Origin of the sequence: Acinetobacter baylyi DSM 14961 = CIP 107474 (assembly GCF_000368685.1) — a bacterium.
GTDB classification, from domain to species: domain Bacteria; phylum Pseudomonadota; class Gammaproteobacteria; order Pseudomonadales; family Moraxellaceae; genus Acinetobacter; species Acinetobacter baylyi.
In genome coordinates, this window is sequence record NZ_KB849628.1 from 692,811 (window position 1) to 712,721 (window position 19,911).

At 40.1% G+C, this 19,911-nt stretch carries 14 protein-coding genes; 6 read left to right on the plus strand and 8 right to left on the minus strand.

Annotation, left to right across the window (positions count from 1 at the left end; genetic code table 11):
• Nucleotides 1–258: 258 nt before the first annotated feature.
• The gene (gene rbsK, locus F952_RS12680) at nt 259–1,197 is read left to right on the plus strand and encodes a ribokinase (protein WP_004928257.1); all 939 of its coding nucleotides are present in this window, start codon (nt 259–261) and stop codon (nt 1,195–1,197) included.
• 139 nt (nt 1,198–1,336) lie between these two features.
• On the opposite strand, the gene cpiR is transcribed toward rbsK, so the two are convergent.
• Nucleotides 1,337–1,669, minus strand: coding sequence for a competence pilus inhibition repressor CpiR (gene cpiR, locus F952_RS12685; RefSeq protein ID WP_004928260.1), 333 nt, complete (start codon nt 1,667–1,669; stop codon nt 1,337–1,339).
• Between the two features lie 130 nt (nt 1,670–1,799).
• Between cpiR and F952_RS12690 the strand changes: the two genes are divergently transcribed.
• Nucleotides 1,800–2,210: a PilB-specific inhibitor CpiA gene (locus F952_RS12690; RefSeq protein ID WP_004928263.1), complete on the plus strand. Its 411-nt coding sequence runs from the start codon at nt 1,800–1,802 to the stop codon at nt 2,208–2,210.
• A gap of 55 nt (nt 2,211–2,265) precedes the next feature.
• Here the strand turns inward: F952_RS12690 and F952_RS12695 are convergent, their stop codons facing one another.
• The 4 genes from F952_RS12695 to F952_RS12710 all read right to left on the minus strand — a co-directional run bounded on the left by F952_RS12695 (nt 2,266) and on the right by F952_RS12710 (nt 6,793).
• On the minus strand, nt 2,266–4,905 hold the full coding sequence (locus F952_RS12695) for a bifunctional aconitate hydratase 2/2-methylisocitrate dehydratase (RefSeq protein WP_004928266.1): 2,640 nt from the start codon (nt 4,903–4,905) through the stop codon (nt 2,266–2,268).
• 360 nt (nt 4,906–5,265) lie between these two features.
• On the minus strand, nt 5,266–5,733 hold the full coding sequence (locus F952_RS12700) for a hypothetical protein (protein WP_228132658.1): 468 nt from the start codon (nt 5,731–5,733) through the stop codon (nt 5,266–5,268).
• Between the two features lie 199 nt (nt 5,734–5,932).
• Nucleotides 5,933–6,292 (minus strand): hypothetical protein, encoded by a 360-nt coding sequence (locus F952_RS12705; protein WP_004928277.1) that lies wholly within the window; start codon nt 6,290–6,292, stop codon nt 5,933–5,935.
• A gap of 105 nt (nt 6,293–6,397) precedes the next feature.
• A complete protein-coding gene (locus F952_RS12710) occupies nt 6,398–6,793 on the minus strand; it encodes a metal-sensitive transcriptional regulator (RefSeq protein ID WP_004928283.1) in 396 nt (131 codons plus the stop codon).
• Between the two features lie 254 nt (nt 6,794–7,047).
• On the opposite strand from F952_RS12710, the gene F952_RS12715 reads away from it, so the two are divergent.
• Together F952_RS12715 and F952_RS12720 are read left to right on the plus strand one after the other, a co-directional pair.
• The gene (locus F952_RS12715; protein ID WP_004928287.1) at nt 7,048–9,456 is read left to right on the plus strand and encodes a heavy metal translocating P-type ATPase; all 2,409 of its coding nucleotides are present in this window, start codon (nt 7,048–7,050) and stop codon (nt 9,454–9,456) included.
• Nucleotides 9,456–9,668, plus strand: a complete 213-nt coding sequence (locus F952_RS12720) for a heavy-metal-associated domain-containing protein (protein WP_004928292.1) — start codon at nt 9,456–9,458, stop codon at nt 9,666–9,668. Before F952_RS12715 ends, F952_RS12720 begins: the two co-directional genes overlap by 1 nt.
• 79 nt (nt 9,669–9,747) lie before the next feature.
• Here the strand turns inward: F952_RS12720 and F952_RS12725 are convergent, their stop codons facing one another.
• Nucleotides 9,748–14,247: a translocation/assembly module TamB domain-containing protein gene (locus tag F952_RS12725; protein WP_004928294.1), complete on the minus strand. Its 4,500-nt coding sequence runs from the start codon at nt 14,245–14,247 to the stop codon at nt 9,748–9,750.
• Between the two features lie 24 nt (nt 14,248–14,271).
• Nucleotides 14,272–16,965, minus strand: coding sequence for an autotransporter assembly complex protein TamA (locus F952_RS12730; protein WP_004928298.1), 2,694 nt, complete (start codon nt 16,963–16,965; stop codon nt 14,272–14,274).
• Between the two features lie 167 nt (nt 16,966–17,132).
• On the opposite strand from F952_RS12730, the gene F952_RS12735 reads away from it, so the two are divergent.
• Nucleotides 17,133–18,455: an MFS transporter gene (locus F952_RS12735; RefSeq protein WP_004928302.1), complete on the plus strand. Its 1,323-nt coding sequence runs from the start codon at nt 17,133–17,135 to the stop codon at nt 18,453–18,455.
• Nucleotides 18,456–18,459: 4 nt separating this feature from the next.
• Nucleotides 18,460–19,095 carry a 2-polyprenyl-3-methyl-6-methoxy-1,4-benzoquinone monooxygenase gene (coq7, locus tag F952_RS12740; RefSeq protein WP_004928305.1) on the plus strand — a complete coding sequence of 212 codons (636 nt, stop codon included), beginning with the start codon at nt 18,460–18,462 and terminating at the stop codon, nt 19,093–19,095.
• Nucleotides 19,096–19,140: 45 nt separating this feature from the next.
• Here the strand turns inward: coq7 and F952_RS12745 are convergent, their stop codons facing one another.
• Nucleotides 19,141–19,701: a DUF2799 domain-containing protein gene (locus tag F952_RS12745; protein WP_004928308.1), complete on the minus strand. Its 561-nt coding sequence runs from the start codon at nt 19,699–19,701 to the stop codon at nt 19,141–19,143.
• Nucleotides 19,702–19,911: the final 210 nt, after the last annotated feature.

A 19,911-nucleotide genomic window follows, 5' to 3' on the forward strand; every position in this document is an offset into this window, starting at 1 on the left:
TTAACTCCTTCAACAGGATTAAGCATCATTGATTTTTATGTCACTATTTAGTTTTAGGATTTTTAACTTAATTTTTTCTTAAAATACATGAATGCTCAAACTTTGTTCACAATACGATAACATTATCACGTTTTGTTACTTAGCTTAAAAATAGGGATTTGAACAATAACGCAATGCCATTTAAAACATCTTGTTTGATAAAACCGACATCGCGTAAAATTATAGGCATAATACGCTGCTTTTAATTTAGAGTTTCTAATGAGTTCAACCCCTCCTTTGCTTACTGTGATTGGTAGCATTAATGTCGATCATATCCTTGGCCTCGAGCACTTTCCACATCCTGGACAAACCTTGAATGGTCAGAGCTATCAGGTTGCATTTGGTGGAAAAGGTGCAAATCAGGCTGTGGCAGCAGGCCGAAGTGGCGCCAATACCAGTTTTATTGCCTGTGTAGGTAGCGATGCCGTGGGTGAACAAATTCGTCATCAACTCATCAAAGACAACATTGATACTCAGGCCGTGCGTGCTGTTGAAGGTTTCACCACAGGTGTCGCACTGATTTTTGTTAATCAGCATGCAGAGAACTTCATTGGTATTCATGCCGGTGCCAATGCTGCGCTTGATATTGCGTACATCGATCAGCATGCAGAGCTGATTCAACGCTCAAGCGCAATTCTGTTACAGCTCGAAACACCATTAGCCACTATTTTACACGCTGCAAAGCTTGCCAAAGCCGCTGGTGTAAAAGTGATTTTAAATCCGGCGCCAGCCTGTGAGTTACCTGAAGAATTATTACGTTTGGTCGATATTATTACCCCCAACGAAACCGAAGCGTTAAGCCTCACCAATGTGATTGTGCATGATGATCATGACGCTGCCGAAGCGGCAAATGTGCTGCATCAAAAAGGTATTAAAACTGTAGTCATCACGATGGGCTCTCGTGGTGTCTGGCTAAGTGAATATGGTCAGGGCAAAATGATTGAAGGTTTTAAAGTGAGTGCAATCGATACCATTGCCGCAGGCGATACGTTTAATGGTGCATTTGTGACGGCACTTCTTGAAGGAAAAACCGCTCAAGACGCTGCACGCTTTGCCAATGCAGCCGCTGCAATTGCCGTTACCCGATCTGGTGCCCAGCCTTCTGTGCCATGGCGTCAAGAAATTGATCTGTTTCTTTCTGCTCAAACGGCACTATAATTCTAAATTGTTTTGTGGTTTAATACGCGCAGTTTGAGATGAGCCTCATACAGTATATGACTCGATTTATATACGACTAGCCCCGCTAATATGCGGGGCTTTTTATTGCCTTTTTAATTTTATAACAACTAAACCCTGTTTACTTTTTAGTGTCTATCAAAGTAAAAATGAGATGTTTTAACTGACATTGAACTTCTTGAGGTAACTGAATAAAAAGTACATCTATCGGCATATGTTGCCAATCTTTCAGCAAATTGCCTTCATTATCCATATTTTCTGCCAATAGAAAGATTTGTGAAACTGAACAATTAAAAGCTTTTGCGAGATATTCAAGTATTGCAGGACTATATCCTTGATTACCATTTTCAAGATTTGAAATATTACTTTTCGAAGTATGTGAAAAATCTGCAAGCTGTTGTTGAGTCCAACCCTGCCTTTTTCTTAAGAAACGAACTGCGCGACCTATATCCATAAGCCGATACTATCTGGATGGCGAACATCACAAGTATTTTTATACAATAATGAATATTAGTTTTGTATTGTTTAACAAAACAAAAGTTTTGTAATACAATACTGCTAGTTTTTAAAACATTTAAATGATAATGAAATTAGTAAGTGATCAAATTCAAGAAAGAAAATTTATAATAGAATTTCAATTATTTAACTTAATTGATGAATTAGGTCTTAGTGTAAAAAAAGATCATGAAAGAAAAATTTTTATTTATGCATTGCTTTACGTACAACTCATGCATCAGCCTTACAGCGCGATGAATACCATATCTCAACTTGAACCTGTTACAACTTATGAAAAGATAAAAATCTCATATTATACCAATTACCTATCTACCTATTTGAGTACATCCTATTCACAAGAACGTGAAAGAATCATTTCTATTATTTCAAAAACATTTATTGATTCGATAAATCCAGAGATGAATCTTTATAATTTTAATGATTTTGTGACCATGTTCGCTTTTAAGAAACTGTTGCAGCAAGTGTTTCATGAAAATTAAAAAAGGACTGATTTCTCAGCCCTTTTTTACTCATTTAAACTCAATCATTAATCGATTAAGTTAATTGAGCTGCAGCAATTTTCTTGGTATCTACTTGATCGGCAGCATTTGTATATTCGCCCATTTTGTCGAAATTCAAATATTTGTAGATATCCGCAGACATACTGTCGATTTGTGCTGCATATTGTTGATATTCTTCTGGCGTCGGTAATTTACCGAGTACAGCAGCAACAGATGCAAGCTCAGCAGATGCCAAGTATACGTTAGAGCCTTGACCCAAACGGTTCGGGAAGTTACGTGTAGAAGTCGATACGACCGTGGTGTTTGGCGCAACACGTGCTTGGTTACCCATACATAGTGAGCAACCCGGCATTTCAGTACGCGCACCAGCGCGACCATAGGTATTGTAGAAACCTTCTTCCATTAACTGGTGTTCGTCCATACGTGTTGGTGGTGCCAACCATAAACGAGTTGTTAATGAACCACTTGGTACTTTCTCAAGCAACTGACCCGCTGCACGGAAATGACCAATGTTGGTCATACAAGAACCGATGAACACTTCATCAATTTTGTCGCCTTGAACATCAGAAAGAAGTTTTGCATCATCTGGATCGTTCGGGCAGCAAAGAATTGGTTCTTTGATGTCTGCAAGATCAATTTCATACACTTTAGTGTATTCAGCATCCGCATCCGCTTTAAGAAGTGATGGATTAGCCAACCATTTTTCCATGTTTTCAACACGGCGCGCCATTGTACGTGCATCACCATAGCCTTGTGAAATCATCCACTTCAACATGGTAATGTTCGAACGCAAGTACTCAGCCACTTTCTCTTCAGAAAGCGTGATTGCACAACCCGCAGCCGAACGCTCAGCAGATGCATCAGACAATTCAAATGCTTGCTCAACTGTAAGGTCTGTTTCCATTTCTGTTAAGTCGATTTCCAAGATACGACCAGAGAAAATGTTTTTCTTACCTTTTTTCTCTACAGTCAAATCGCCTTCTTTGATTGCGTAGTAAGGAATTGCATGTACAAGGTCACGTAAAGTGATACCAGGTTGCATTTTACCTTTGAACTTCACAAGTACAGATTCAGGCATATCGAGTGGCATAACACCAGTCGCTGCCGCGAACGCAACAAGGCCAGAACCCGCAGGGAATGAAATACCAATTGGGAAACGCGTATGTGAGTCACCGCCAGTACCGACTGTATCTGGAAGCAACATACGGTTTAACCAAGAGTGGATAATACCATCACCTGGACGAAGCGATACACCACCACGGTTCATGATGAAGTCTGGCAATGTGTGTTGCATTTGTACGTCCACTGGCTTTGGATAAGCAGCAGTGTGACAGAACGATTGCATGACCAAGTCAGCAGAGAAGCCCAAGCAAGCCAAATCTTTTAACTCGTCACGAGTCATAGGACCAGTGGTATCCTGAGAACCAACAGTCGTCATCTTAGGTTCACAGTAAGTACCCGGAATAACACCCTGACCTTCTGGAAGACCACATGCACGACCCACCATCTTCTGAGCTAAAGTGAAACCTTTGCCCGTTGCAGCAGGTTGTACTGGGGTACGGAATAATGTAGATGGCTCAAGACCTAACGCTTCACGCGCTTTGGTGGTCAAACCACGACCCACGATCAGGTTAATACGACCACCCGCACGTACTTCGTCTAGAAGCACTGGAGTTTTAAGTTCAGATTCAGCAATTTGTTCGCCATTTTTGAACGCCGTTACTTTCGCAGCAGCATGGTCAATTTTGAGAACAATTTCGTCGCCCATGTTCATATTGGCAACGTCAATCTCTACAGGTAACGCACCAGCGTCTTCCATCGTGTTGAAGAAAATCGGTGCGATTTTAGAACCTAAGCAGTAACCACCGTCTTTTTTGTTCGGAATGTGCGCGATTTCGTCACCAAAGAACCAAAGCACAGAGTTTGTTGCAGATTTACGAGATGAACCTGTACCCACAACGTCACCGACATAAGCAACTTGATTGCCTTTAGCAATGAGTTCTTTAATTTGGCTCAGTGGACCAACTTCACCTGGTTTTTCAGGGTTAATACCATCACGCTCGTTTTTCAACATTGCATTTGCGTGTAATGGGATATCCGGACGGCTCCAAGCGTCTTGCGCTGGAGACAAGTCGTCGGTGTTAGTTTCGCCTGTCACTTTAAAAACAGTGAGCTTGATTTCTTCTGGAACATCTTTGCGGCTTGTAAACCACTCAGCATCAGCCCAAGATTGTAAAACTGCTTTTGCGTTAGTGTTACCCGCTTTTGCTTTATCAGCCACATCATGGAACGCATCAAATACAAGAAGTGTTTTTTTCAATGCATCAGCAGCTAAAGCGCCTAAATCAGCATCTTCTAAAAGCTCAACTAGAGGTGCAACGTTGTAACCACCAAGCATGGTACCTAGCAAATAAACTGCGCGTTCTTTAGAAACGAGTGGAGAGGTCGCTTCACCTTTTGCTAAAGCTGCCAAAAAAGCTGCTTTAACGTATGCCGCTTGGTCTACACCTGCTGGAACACGATTTTCAAGCAAGTCAACGAGGAAAGCTTCTTCACCTGCTGGCGGATTTTTAAGTAATTCGACTAAATCAGCAGTTTGAGCATCATCAAGTGGCTTCGGTGGGACTCCGAGTGCGGCACGTTCTTCAACGTGTTGGCGGTAAGCTTCTAGCACAGTGTTATTCCTCTTTTTTAAAAAATTACTTGCGAATTCCGGCTTATCAAAGCTACACAAGTAATATGGACAGCAAAATTTTACTAAAAATCAAGATAAAAGTTAATGCAAGCGCCGTGTTTCTTCGTGATTCTCGTTATTTTATAGCGAAATAGTAGTTCGCTTTTTTGCTATATCAAAATTCACAGAGAATACGCCACCGATTCAATTACTTGGTTTTTGCCACACTTTAAAAACTATAAAAAGGCAGATGCATCATGCATGATTTGAATGCGAAAAACTATAGAACCTTAGTGCACTATAAAAACTTAATTTTTTTGTGGACATCTCTCTTAAAAGTGAAAAGTGATCTGGCTAAAGCTAAAAACCATATTGAATATAATATGAGAGCTTATACATGAGGGCACAGATAATGAGCCCCACAAAGGGTAATATCAAATGATCATACTGTAAAAAATAATCATAGCTTTGTTTTTGTTTTGGAATAAGAGCATTTGATAGAAATTGAGTAATTTTCAAATCTTCCTTTTGATCGATATAAACAGCTTCGTTTTCGTTCTGGGTCTGTATTCTAAGTATGATGAAGCGATTTAAAGCTAAGCTTATATTATAGTTTTTAACGCTTGATAGCTGTATTTCTTTTTGACCGATCAAAATAGCATTTTGAGTAAATTGTAAATCTGTTGTTTTTTTCTTAAGGCTCTGAATAATCAAACTATAGGTGAGAGCAACCACTGACCCATACAGCATAAACCGATAGTTCTCAAAATAAGAACAAATCAAAATAATAATCGCAAAAAAAGGAAGCCAAAGATAAGCTGCTTTCATCATACTTCGATGTAAATAGCCTTTAACTGCAAAACTTTCAGGTCGTGTCATACTGATTATTTTAATTTGTAGATTTATCACTCAGAATAATTATAGAGTGATAAATCAATAAATAGAACTTTTCTATCTTTACGATCTAAAAGTCAATAAATATTAAAATATTGTATCTACACACAAAAATAGAACAACCAGTTTACCATTAGAATGGTTTGTAATTTGGCATTTTATCGTGTGGCGTTGCAATACATTTTTGTGTGATTTCAGTTCTGATTTGCTCTCGAATTGCATCAGGATTTGCCGTGATGTTTTGCTGAGGCATGGCATAAACTTCATCAATAATATTCAAAATAAAGGTCTTGGTGATCTGATCTTCAATCTTATTGGCATGTTCAACAGCTTGTGCTTTTTGAATCGCATTTTGACGATCAAGCATGATTGAACGTGCAGCATTGCCCATACTGGTACAGTATCCATGCCATTGTTCTTCTGGAGTCAAAGGTTTTTTTTCACTACACCCCAACAGTGCGATCAAGATCGTAAAAGGTAAAAATTTTTTCATGAGCACTCTCCTTTGCGCGTCATGATACTGAATTTTGATGATTTCCCCAAACACTTGTTTGTGTTGTTTTGCGTATCGTAGATGATATATTTTAGCGAAACTGGTTTAACGCATTTTTTTGATCAGCATCAAAAGCTCACCAATCACTTCCTCCCCCCCATCTTCGACTACAGCACGTCGCACGCATCCTTGTACATGATGATTCAGCAACTGTGTAGATACCGAGTCAAGTGCAGAGCGTATCGCAGAAATTTGCGTCAAAATATCTACACAGTAACGATCATTTTCCACCATCTGTGCAACACCGTTCACCTGCCCACCAATGCGGCTCAATCGATTAAGCAACGCTTTTTTGTCTGGTTGTATGACGTGTTTTTGAGACATATGTAAATCATCAGAAACTTCGTTATTGCAGTCATCACATCGTTTTGATGGATCATTGGAACCTTCAGCTTGCACAGAAGATTTTGCTAGCTTGGTTGTTTTTTGTGGCTTTGGCATTTACTCATCCATTTGGGTTTAACTCAATCATTACATGTAAAAATGATGGTTCATATAACCCTAATCTCGTCATTCAATTTGATCTTAACAGTTATTAGCCTTTGCATACAGATTTCACAATCTGTTTTACATACTCGGCAATAAGCCCCTCCATCATCTTTTTTTAATTCTTTATTCAAACAAAAATAACTTTTTTACTCTACCAAAATATACCCCCATAGGGTATTATAAATCTTATTTTATAGGAAAATACAATGACAAATCCTCCTGTAAAAAACCAAACCATCATCCTTCCTATTGAAGGCATGTCCTGTAATGCCTGTGCTACACGTATTGAAAAAGTACTAAATCGCCTACCCGATGTTCAAGCGCATGTAAATTTTGCTAGCGAAAAAGCTCAAATTGAACTAAAAAGCACCGAAAGTACGCTAGATGATGTTATTCATCATATTGAAAAAGCAGGGTTTAAAGTTCCTCCTCAACATCTTGAACTTTCAATTGAGGGTATGAGCTGTGCTGCGTGTGCAGCGCGAATTGAAAAGGTCTTAAATAAGCAGAACCACGTAGAGGCCGTCGTCAATTTTAGCAATGAGACAGCCCATGTTGATTATGTTACGGGTTTAATCACACCAGAACAAATCATTCAAAAAATTGAAAAAGCAGGTTTTAAAGCGATTCAAAAACAGGAACTTAACTCGAAGGATCTTCAACAACACAAACAGCAACAATGGAAACAACAGCAACACATGTTAATCATTGCAATCATTTTCACTCTACCCCTTATGGTTGAAATGATGGGCATGATGTTTGGCATGCATGAATTGATTCCTCGCTGGATTCAGTGGTTACTGGCTACTCCTGTGCAATTCTGGTGTGGCTGGCAGTTTTATCGCAATGCATATCTTTCTTTGCGTGGTGGTTCAGCCAATATGGATGTACTCGTCGTGCTAGGTACAACATCGGCTTATTTATTTAGCAGTGTTGTAGTGCTGTTTGGTCTGGATCAACATGTTTATTTTGAAGCCAGTGCAGCAATTATCACTTTGGTTTTATTAGGTAAATTACTCGAAGCACGAGCGAAAGCAAAAACTGGTGCAGCAATCGAAAGTCTTCTCAATTTGCAACCTCAAATTGCGCATCGTGAAATAGAGGGTGAAATCAGTGATATTGCGGTAAATGAGCTTCATTCTGGCGATATCTTTATTGTTCGCCCTGGTGAAAGTATTCCAGTAGACGGCATCATTTTAGAAGGGACTTCCGAAATAGATGAAGCTATGCTGACGGGTGAAAGTATGCCCGTCATCAAACATCCACAGGATCAAGTTTTTGCAGCCACGATTAATTATCACGGCGTACTTCGTGTCAAAGCAACTGGTGTTGGAAATGATACTGTACTGGCCAAAATTATTGGTATGGTCGAACAAGCACAAGGTTCTAAAGCAGCAATACAAAAACTTGCAGATCAGATCGCCAGTATTTTTGTTCCTGTCGTCATCATCATTAGTTTGTTAACATTGTTGTTGACTTGGTGGTTAAGTCAATCTTTTACCTCTAGCTTAATCAGCGCTGTGGCAGTATTGGTCATTGCTTGCCCGTGTGCTTTAGGATTGGCAACACCTACCGCTATTATGGTCGGGACAGGTCGTGGTGCTCAATCGGGCATCTTGTTTAGAAATGCACAGGCCCTCGAACATGCTCAAAAAATCAGCGTTATGGTCATGGATAAAACTGGAACCTTAACCGAAGGAAAACCCGCAGTTGCACACAGTAAAATTGAGGCTGGTATTTCTGTATCTCATTTTTGGTCGGCAATTAAGACATTAGAACGCGACTCAGAACATCCTATCGCACGCGCACTGGTTCAACATACAGAAACGATGCAGACAGACCAACTCGAATTACAAGATTTCAAAGTCTTATCAGGCCATGGTATTCAAGCAAGAATCAACGGTGATCTGGCGTTATTGGGCTCTCCTCGGTTTTTATCTGAACACGATATCACGCTTGATCACACGCTGGTTGAAGAACTTGAGCATCAGGGAAATACCGTGATTGCCCTATCGATTGCGGGACAGTTGCAAGGCTATATTGGGTTACAGGATCAGTTAAGAGCCGATGCTTCATCTACAATTTATGCTTTACAACAGCGTGGTATCGAGATTGTTATACTCACTGGCGATAGTCCTAGAGTGGCTAAGGTCATTGCAAAACAACTTAATATCGAGAAATTTGTCGCTGGTGTACTACCACAAAACAAAGCAGCAGAAGTTGCCAAGCTCAAACAGCAAGGTCATTGGGTTGCAATGGTGGGTGATGGCATCAATGATGCACCAGCATTAGCCACCGCAGATATCTCATTTGCCATTGGAGCAGGTTCAGATATCGCAATTGATTCGGCAGATATTGTACTGATGCAAAGTCAATTGACTGGTTTAATCAATGCGATTGATCTGTCAAAAGCAACCCTATCTAAAGTAAAGCAAAACCTGTTTTTTGCGTTTATTTATAATTCGTTGGGTATCCCACTTGCTGCACTCGGCTTATTAAACCCCGTAGTGGCAGGTGCAGCCATGGCACTGAGTTCGGTGTCAGTTTTAACCAATTCACTGTTGTTACGTCGTTGGAAACCCCTAAAATTTAATTCAACTCAGGAGATTAAATAATGTCTACCATTCAATTTACAGTAGAAGGCATGTCTTGCGGTGGCTGTTCAAGTAAAGTTAAAAATACCCTTGAAGCATTTGATCAGATCAGTCAGGTTGAAGTAGAGCTTGCGACTGGAGAAGTTAAAGTTCATGTTGAACCTGATCAAAACATCGATAAAGAACAAATCAAAGCAGCCATCGAAGATTTGGGTTTTGATGTTGTAAACTGATGTATATACCTGCTGTCAAACTCAATGCTAAAAGGTCGATATTTAAATATCGACCTTTTTATTTATATTCCCAAAAACACTAGAAACGCCAATTATAGAAAATATCAATCGAACGTTCTAAAGCCTGACTTGCTTCCAGATATAAACGTTTATTCATCTGATAACGCAGTGTTAATTTATTCACAGGTGTAAATACGCCCACACCATAACGAATAAACAGATCAGGCGTGATATACCCCGTCAGACTGACCTGAGTATCATCGCCAGTTCCCTGTGCATCCAATGCCAATCCACTTAGACCAAAAGTACGACCAATCTGGTTAGTAAGTGCACGTGTTCCTCCCAGGCCCATACTTATACCTGCGGCTGCAATGGTGTTATTTACATCCGATTTAAAGCCCGCTGTATTGCTCAGACTACTGCTGCCTTCATTAATACGCCCAGTTACTAATGCATTGAGCGCTTCTTGTTCAGATAAACCAGCATCGTTGTAAATTTGAATATTCGGAACAGATGCGGTTCCAGTCACACGAACACCAACCACACTTCCCTGAACATTCTTGTTGGCATCGACATCCAATGTTGGGTTTGAAAGTGGGCCGTTGAAACGTGCAATTGCACGATTAAGATCAAGACTTTGTCCATAGGCTTCAATTTTGACTTTCTGGCTTACCCCGATTGCACCACTTGCGTTCATGGCTGTTTCCAAACCGCGCTGGGTTAAATTTAAACGGCCAACAAGTGGAATACGACTATTAAAGCCTTGGAAAATAACCTGATTACCAATGTTAACGCCAATATCTGCGCGAATGTCCCAAGGCTTGGCTGCTTTTAAAATCGCAAGCTGATCTTGTCCTTCACGAACGATCCGCACATCAGAAGATACGCCAACCACTGGCTCGGTTGCTTCTGGCATCGAAATCAAGGCACGCGGTACATTGACATTACCCTGTACAGAAATACGTTTACTTAACGGATAAGCATCCATAGATAAATCTGGAGTCACAATTGCGGTAATTAATGGAGCCTGACGTACCAGTAAATTTTCACCTTTAAGATTAAGCTGGATACGTGGATCATTTTTCCAGTCAATATTACCTGTTAACGTTCCTACACCACGTCCACTATTAAATGCGCCATTGATGCTTGCCGAATCCTGACGGATGGAAGAATAAAGTTGAATATTATTTAGATTAACAGGCAGTGAGATCATGCTGATCGCACCATCTTTCAGACGTAATTCCCCTGTCACCTGTGGTTGAGTCAATGTACCGTTAATTTTACCCGCCAAAGATAAAGTACCGCCCATCGAACGAACATCACTAATAAACGGCTTAAATACTTTAAGTTGTACATTATTAAAGGCGACTTCCCCACTCATTGGCATCGGCTTTTGATAAGGATTTACAATCACTTTGGCGTAGCCTGTACCAATTGCATCGGTCTTGACATCCAGACGCATTAACAACCCTTGAGGCACCGTACGTGCAATTACGCTCAATTGATCATAACCTAAAGTGGAAGGTGGATCCTGCGGATCCGAAGCAGCTAGACCAATTTCCCCATTTTGGGTAATAAACTGAGCATCTAACTGTGGCTTACCACCACTTGCCCAAGATGCTTTGGCATAGCCGTTAAGCTTACCAGTAATAGCCAAACCTTCTGGCATAAATGCGGCAAAATCACCTAAATCCAGATTACGAGTTGCGAATGATACGTTACCCCGTGCAGCACTTACACGCACTGGTTGGTCAAAGCACAATTGACTTTGCTGACTCGCCCAGCAATGCTGGCCCACAAATAATTCTTGGCGACTTTGATTATAAATCACAGCCGCATTTTGCTGCTGTTTCAACACAGCACGGCGAGAGTCGAAAATTCCTTGTTGAATCTGCCCAAGCCAGTCATTATTTGCATTAAAACCACCTGCAAGCTGAACATAAAATTTTGAATAATAGTTCCAGCCTTGAAGCTGTACCAAGTGTGCTTTTCGCGTTCCAGAGAGTGTAATTCCAGCATATTGAATCTGACGAGTACCGCTTTGTAAGTCATTCAGTGTGGCTTTTAAAGATGTTGGTACACTCTCCGATGTCGGCAACTCACCTTGGATACGAACTTTTTTTACACTGATATTATTAAATCCAAAATTATCAACAGCCAAATTTGCTGTGGCTTTTAATCGTGGTTGAGCCTGTACATTCAAATAACCATATGCCCGACCTCGGAGTCCTGTATATATTTCATTCAGCGCTGGAGCATTAACATTGAGTCTCAAATTCTGCGCATTACCAGAGGCCTGTACCTGATTTTGTCCATAAGCTAAAAAGAGATTATTTGCTTCAAACTGCTGTGGTAAGAAACCTTTCTGATTGGAATTAATCACGACTGCCAGATTGCCCATACCACGCACAATCTTGTTGTTGATATAACCTGCCAAATTCAGCTTTTCAACATTGATACGTTTCGATTGTTCTGACCACAGACCTTGCGTTCTCAAGTTTCCAGATAATTCACCTTTCACAGTAGAAACAAAATATTGGGGCTTGAAACGAACCAGTGAAGCATTGATATCCCAACCAATCGCGTTTTTGAGATTCACAGATCCATTCGCATAAATTTTACCTGCAACCCCATCATGTTGTAGCTCACCAATCCGAATAAAATCAGGCGTACCAGAAATGTTAAAGCGTAATAGGCCTTTACCCTGATTAAAAGCATTTAATCCGCCATCATATTTCACCGCAAAACCTTTAAAGCCACCACCCGATTTTTCATCATGAAAAAGTATAGCTGCTGTACTTTTTCCTGTTAATTCAATCAAATCTTTTTGGTTTGAGCTGGCCATATGGCCTTTGAGATTAATCGCATCAAACTGAATGATTTGTTGATTCGGTTTTGCATAGCCGTTGGCTTTAATTTGTCCATTAATTAAATCGACAGGTGCAGCAGATGAAATCATTTGCGGATTAAAATCTTGTGCATTGATGAGTGCATTCCATTTGAGTTGACGCTTTTCAGATGGAAGTTCAACTTTAGCCTGACCAGAAAGACTGCCTTTTTGTATACCTTGATACTTAAAATCTGGGATATTTAAAATATTGTCTTTGAGATCCAGACGCGCATTATATTGACCTGCAGGTAAACTGCCTTGTTCGTGCGCACGAACATTTGTCGCTACATGAATATCTTGCTGACCTTCTACCAGTGCCAGATTAACCTGTCCCTGATCACTGTCTAGCCAACCAATATACGGCATAGCACGATTGATATTTTTCCATGAAACATCCAGCAGCATTGGTTGAACCTTATTAGATTTTGCTGCCGCCTGATCAAGTTGAATTGTCCAGGATTCATATTTATCAAAATCTAAATGGGCCGTGAGTGCCACACCTTTTTCAAGTGTTCCAGCAGAACTCAGGTTTGCATCCAAACTTGGAGGTAAAAAGTCCTGAACCACCTGAGGAATAACTTTATCTTTGGGATTTAAATGATTAAGACGACCTTTGACATCCCATGTGACCTGTTCATGCCATCCAACACGCCCAGCCAGACTGACCGAACCACCCATTAACTGACCATTAAAGTCATGAATATCCAGACCATTAACCAGATCGGTCTGCATCGCAGAGTTGTAACGACCTTCTGGAATATTTTCGCCTTTCAAATCAGTATCTAATGTTATACCTAGTGATTGTACGTCACCCTTAAATTTGGCAACGCCATCTTTGGCAAATAGTTTCTGCTCGGTAAGAATAGGTAAATGATAATTTTTAAAAATCAATTGCCCAAACATAGGCACATGATCACGGACAGGATGAATAACAGCCCAACCTGTCAATAAATCTGGGGTTTTAGTCGCAACGCCTGCTTCAATCGTATCCAGCGAGCCTTTTGCCACGACTTTAATGGTCTTGATATTAAGCGCGTTTAGAGACGGAATGATGAGGTCTGCCTGAGCAGAAAGTGGATATTTACCACTAAATGTCATTTGTCCAGTCGCATTTTGAACAGCAAGATATCCCATGTCAAAACGCGAATCTTCAAATTTCAGCTCAGTTCCAGACCATAAGGCATCTTCAAGATAAATATCGTTGAAATCAACATGTGTTGAGCCAGTCTGAATTCTTAAATGGTCTATGTTGGCAGCATTTAGACGTAAAATAAAAGGAAGCTTGATCTCACTAAACTTAAATGGCTCCCCTGTCGGTTTGGCATAATTGATAATTTGCAGGTTTTGCACATCTGCTTTGCTTAAATGTACTTCTTTATTAATTAATGCACGCCAACCTAAATGAATATCTGCACGATCAATTTTAACATCCAAGTCTTTTAGCTTGACCAGAATATTTTTTAGGATAATGCCGTTCAGTAAATTTCCGCCTTCATATTGATATTGAATAATTTGCTGACGCTCCATCACGCGATCCAGCAAAAACTTACTGCCACGATCTGTCGACACCATTACGGTTAAAGCAGAAACCAAAAACAGCATAATGATTGCGAATGTCAGCAATACACTTCTTAAAATGCGACGTTGTTTTTGTGGTGTCTGTGCTGGTTGCTGTTCAAGTTCAGCCATAATTATCCCAAAGCCAATTTTGTTTTAAAGTTGCGGGCCAATAAAAAAATGTAATCGAATTGGGTGGTTATCGTCAGAAATACCCGAAGCCACATCAATCCTGATTGGGCCGACAGGCGATTTCCAGCGAATACCCACCCCTACACTGTAAGCAGTGGGTGTATTAAAATCTTTGTCGTATGCATTACCAAAATCTGAAAATATCGCAGCTCGCCAGCCTTCCTTGAATTGATAATTGTACTCAAGTGACCCCACAGCAAGCGCTTGTCCACCGACTTTATAACCAAATTGTTCAGGCGCCAAGCTCTTATAGTCAAATCCACGAATACTGTCGTCGCCACCTGCAAAATATCTTATGTTATAAGGTACTTTTTGAAACTCATCAGTAAAGATATATCCTAAGTCTGTACGGCCTACAAACTGATGATCGTCATTTTCACCCAGTGAATAAATAAATCGCCATCCCGCTGTAGGGATGATCATATTGGCATCTGAGGCAACAGAATCGCTCGCAACCTGTAGTTTATACGTCTGCTTAAAGCCTCTGGTTGGGTTGATATTGTTGTTGCTCGAGGTTTTAGACAAAGTATAACCAAACAATAAAGCCTGCTGAGTAGAATCAGAACCAGGGACTTTGAAGGCATCTGGTAAGTTAGATGCATCTACTACACCTCGCTGGTTTAACTCATCCAGACGATAACGCACGCCGTAAGTATGCTGCCAGCCACCTAATGGATTCTTGATAATTCGCTCTGCCCCAATTACAGCAGATTGCGTTTCAAGCGTAATATTTTGTCCAATATTATCATCCACCTCACGCTCAAACCCACCTACAATACTAATGTAATCATTAAGTGGATGCTTATAAGGAATATTATATCGTGTATCAATTGCCTGACGGATTTGCGAGACTTCCATATTAGCATCAAATGAATGTCCGCGACTATTTACGATAGAGCGGCGATATTGACTTCTTACGCGAAAGCCAGTGTCTGTACCATAACCAAAACCCGTTTCGATACTATTCAAACGATCGGCATTCAACGTCACAATTACAGGAACTTTCTTTTCTTCACGTGCCTGTCTTTCCAGTTTATTTCTTTCAGACTCCTGCGCTTGTTCTTGGCTAAGTTGTGAACGTAATGTAGGATTCTGCTGGGCAGATTCTTGGGTTCCAGCAAATTCTTTTTCGTCAATTACATTTTGGGTGACTTCTTTTGCTGAAACTACTTTTTTATTTGCCTGCTGCTGGTTGACTGTATCTTGAGCTTGCTGATTATTTTGTTGATCGACCAATGCCTGCAAATCTGGCGGTAACTCTAATGGTTTTTGAATTGGGTCAGGTTTGATCGTATCAACCAGTGTGTAATTAAAATAACGTGAATTGGTTAAATTATTAGCAAGGGAATTGACACGCCAAAAGGTGTAGTCATCACCCTCTTTCCAAGGCGTCATGCTTAACAGCACATCCATATCCAATGGAATTTTTTTGGATGGATCACTCATTCTAAATTCGACATTCCCTAATTTATAGCGATCACCTGTTTCATACTTTAAATTAATATCTGCAGTATTCTGCGGTTGATTGACACGGACATCATGTAAACGCCAATAACTATCAAAAAAACCATTATCTGATGCAGCCGTGGCAATTCTTGTTTTGGTTTCTTCGTACTTGCCATGATTCAGAATATCACCTACATCCTGTTCAGGTACCAAACGAATGACCTGAAACTGTGGCAAGTTTGCACCCTCGCCAGAAAACCCGATATCCTGCTGTTCGATTTTCACTGGGTCATGCGGCGTTACATTGACCAGAACTCTTGAATCACTTATTTTTTCAAATTTAAACTCTGCATTGTAATAACCAACTGCTTGGGCAGCCTGAGTCGATAACGTTCTGAGCTGCGGCAGTGAAGCATTAAAATCCTGAAAAGCTTCCTGTGAATAACTTGAAAGTTTGGCTTTAATATTATTGGCAAGTTCTGTAGGCGCACCTTTCACATCTGCGCTAATGCGTGGTACCGCTGCACCGTTTAGGTCATTATTAGGTTTAATTCTTTGCAAGATCCGCTGAAAAAAACCTTTCTTTTTCTCAGGCTCTGGTTGTTGTTGCACATCGAGTGTTTGACCAGAAGTGTTTGCCTGCACATTAATCTGGCTTTCAGAGCGTATCTGTTGCATGAGATTATCAATATTGACAGGTGCCTGATTAATCTGAGCAATATCCTGTGCGGGTGGAATAGTAGCCTGATTTTCAGGAAGTGAAGATGACTTTGATCTCGAAGCTTGCGCTTCTGCTTTTGCTTCTTCAGCCACCTTAAAAATTTCATTGGCCATTGATGCATCAACGGTCGTATCTGGCAAACTTCCCAGATCATCAAACTCAATAGGCTTAAATTCTGCAATTGATTTTGAAGATTGTGCTTGTTGTTGCAACACAGCCAAACTATCCTGCTGTTCAGGTTGATTGTTTTGATGGGTTGGAAGCGTCGAAACATTGTTTTGTTCATCCGTCATTGTTGGCTGCGGAGGAACAGTCTGTACGGTTTTTGATGCATTGGCTTGCGTAGAATCCACGTCTTGCGCATAGCTTGCCGAAACACACAATCCCAGTAACATGCCTGTGTAAAGACGTTTGTTAAAATCTTGGACGTTTAATATAAAACGTACAGACTGAGCCAGCGTAGACTGTTTAAATTTTATGGTCGCAAGCATGTACAATGAACTCTAAACTTATTTTAATGGGTTTCGCTAATGTACCGATAATTATCTTAAATCTTTTGATTTTTCACTAGATTTAATCATTGAAATATCATACATGATTTTGAAGCAAACTTTACAGAGCAATGACACTTCTTAATAAATCGCAATGAAATGTACACATGATGAAAAATAAAGATCACCTATTAAGCTCTCGACGTTTCTTGCCGATGTTTCTGACTCAGTTCTTCGGTGCATTAAACGATAACGTTTATAAACAATCACTTCTGTTGGTGATTACCTATGGATGGATTAGCCAGCAAAGTGCAGATGTCAGTACATTGAATAATTTGGCAGCACTTTTGTTTATTTTACCCTACTTTATTTTTTCTGCGACAGCAGGACAAATCGCTGATAAATATGAACGTGCCAAACTGGTACGCGCCATTAAAGTGCTCGAAATCATTATTATGCTGATTGGTACTGCGGGCTTTCTTACAGGCCATCTAATTTTACTCATGTTTGCACTGTTTCTTATGGGTGTACATTCCACCTTTTTTGGACCCATTAAATACGCCATTTTGCCGGAAATTTTAAAACCAAATGAACTGATGTCTGGCAATGCCCTATTTCAGTCTGGAACATCAATCGCCATTTTGCTAGGTATGATTCTGGGGGGTGCTGTTATTTCATTGTCTGAAGGTCATCTGATCTGGATTAGCTTGACTGTTGTTATGATTGCAATTATTGGTTACTGCTGTAGCCGTTATATTTTAAAACAAAACGTTGCTGCACCAGATTTAAAAATAGACTGGAATTTTTTTAGAACCAGTTTTCAGACCATACAATACGCTAAAAGTATCCCGCTGATTTTTACTATTTTGTTGGGTAATTCTTGGTACTGGTTTTATGGTGCAACCTATCTGACTCAAATTCCTCAGTTAACCCAACAAAATCTGCATGCATCTGAAAATGTGGTGAGTCTACTGCTCACTTTCTTTTCGGTTGGGATTGGTGCTGGGTCATTACTCTGCCGTAAAATTGGTGGCTCTGAATTAAATATCAAAATGGTTCCCATTGGTGCAGTAGGTTTGACCGTGTGCGCGCTTTATCTCGCTGCCAGTCTGGCATTTGTGCCAGAGCGAACAGGCGATTTTTTGTCTCTGAGCGACATCTTTAGCTCTGGGCAAGTGTATTATCATGTGATGCTTGCAGTCACACTGTTAGGCATTAGTGGCGGTTTTTATATTGTTCCTCTTTATGCCATGATGCAGGCTTACTCACCACGATCCCATCGTGCTCGAGTTGTTGCTGCAAATAATATCCTCAATGCTGTGTTTATGGTGTCATCCGCTATTTTCTCGATTTTAATTTTAAGTATTTTAAAAATTGATATTAAAATACTATTTGTGATCACTGCGGTCTTAAGTGCAATCTTCACAATCTGGTTGTTACGTAAACTTCCTCCTATGCTTCATCAGGCTCAAGATTCTTTAGAGGACTAACTTTATGCGTCATTACACTGGTATTGATCGTCTTATTAATTCTTTTGATCAAGCTTTACGCAGTTTAGTTCCAGGGACAACTGCAGCACAGCGCAGCAATCCTGCCGAACAAACACAAGCACCTCTCACGGTGAGTGATGCAAGACATGTTGCAGGTTTAATGCGCGTTAACCATAGCGGTGAAGTATGTGCACAAGCCCTGTATCATGGTCAGGCATTGACAGCTAAACTGCCAAATGTTCGTTTGGAGATGGAACAGGCAGCAATTGAAGAACAAGACCATTTGGCATGGTGCGAAGACCGTTTAAAAGAACTGGATAGCGTTCCAAGCCTACTTAATCCTGTCTGGTATAGTCTTTCTTTTGGTATGGGTGCAATTGCAGGTATTGCAGGTGATAAATACAGCTTAGGTTTTGTTGCTGAAACTGAACGTCAAGTGAGTTCACATTTACAAGATCATCTTAAGCAGTTGCCAACGCATGATGAACGTTCTAAACGTATTTTAGAACAGATGAATCAAGATGAACTACATCATCGAGATACAGCACTTAATGCTGGTGGGGTTGAATTGCCTGTTGCAGTCAAAATTACCATGACAGCCATTTCAAAACTTATGACCAAAACCAGCTATTACATTTAAGCCATCAATTCATTCAATAATAAAAACCCGCAAAAGTGGGTTTTATTATTTTAAGCCATGCTCGTATTTAAATTTCTCAAGAACTCGAATTGCATCACGATAATTTCTATTCATACGATCTGAATTATTTTGCAAATCTTTAAATAGCTTTAAATAACGATCACGTTCTTCCTGCTTGAGCTTATCGTCATACGCTTTACGTGCATATTCCTTAAAATTATCCTGATAACGCTGATATTCATTTTCCGCATTGTAATAATTATGAGCCACTTGATAATATGGTCTTAAAACTGCACGGTTTTCAACTGGACAGACCTGATAGTTTCCATTGCCTTTTAAAGCTTCATAAAAAATATTGTCAGGTTGACAATAATAACGTTGCCCTTTCTGGTAGCCCTGCTCATAAAGCACTTGATCTGGAACAATATTTCCTTTTGAACATGCTTTAAGATATTGATCTAGCCTTCTTTCGCGGCCATCTGAACCATCCTTTTCTCCCACAACCAACCAGTTTGCAGTTTTACACTGTTCCAGTGACATTGCTGCACACCCCGAAAGAGAGGCCAGAATAGGCATAATCCAAAGTATTTTGTTTAATATCATCATTATTTAAACTACGATTTATTTAAAATATGTACGATAATCTCATTGAATAACCAGAGAACCCAGCTCATTTACCATAATACAAAAGATCCAATTTATAAATATTATCGATGAACGCCATCTTATCCAAGCAATAACTCTCATTAAACCTGTTGATACCTATAGTATATATCCCCCATCTAGCCATAGATTAAACGCGATTTATATACGTTC

Coding starts and splice junctions, on each gene's coding strand:
- rbsK (WP_004928257.1), top strand. CDS start 259: ATGAGTTCAACCCCTCCTTTGCTTACTGTGATTGGTAGCATTAATGTC.
- cpiR (WP_004928260.1), bottom strand. CDS start 1,669: ATGGATATAGGTCGCGCAGTTCGTTTCTTAAGAAAAAGGCAGGGTTGG.
- F952_RS12690 (WP_004928263.1), top strand. CDS start 1,800: ATGAAATTAGTAAGTGATCAAATTCAAGAAAGAAAATTTATAATAGAA.
- F952_RS12700 (WP_228132658.1), bottom strand. CDS start 5,733: ATGAAAGCAGCTTATCTTTGGCTTCCTTTTTTTGCGATTATTATTTTG.
- F952_RS12705 (WP_004928277.1), bottom strand. CDS start 6,292: ATGAAAAAATTTTTACCTTTTACGATCTTGATCGCACTGTTGGGGTGT.
- F952_RS12710 (WP_004928283.1), bottom strand. CDS start 6,793: ATGCCAAAGCCACAAAAAACAACCAAGCTAGCAAAATCTTCTGTGCAA.
- F952_RS12715 (WP_004928287.1), top strand. CDS start 7,048: ATGACAAATCCTCCTGTAAAAAACCAAACCATCATCCTTCCTATTGAA.
- F952_RS12720 (WP_004928292.1), top strand. CDS start 9,456: ATGTCTACCATTCAATTTACAGTAGAAGGCATGTCTTGCGGTGGCTGT.
- F952_RS12725 (WP_004928294.1), bottom strand. CDS start 14,247: ATGGCTGAACTTGAACAGCAACCAGCACAGACACCACAAAAACAACGT.
- F952_RS12730 (WP_004928298.1), bottom strand. CDS start 16,965: ATGCTTGCGACCATAAAATTTAAACAGTCTACGCTGGCTCAGTCTGTA.
- F952_RS12735 (WP_004928302.1), top strand. CDS start 17,133: ATGATGAAAAATAAAGATCACCTATTAAGCTCTCGACGTTTCTTGCCG.
- coq7 (WP_004928305.1), top strand. CDS start 18,460: ATGCGTCATTACACTGGTATTGATCGTCTTATTAATTCTTTTGATCAA.
- F952_RS12745 (WP_004928308.1), bottom strand. CDS start 19,701: ATGATGATATTAAACAAAATACTTTGGATTATGCCTATTCTGGCCTCT.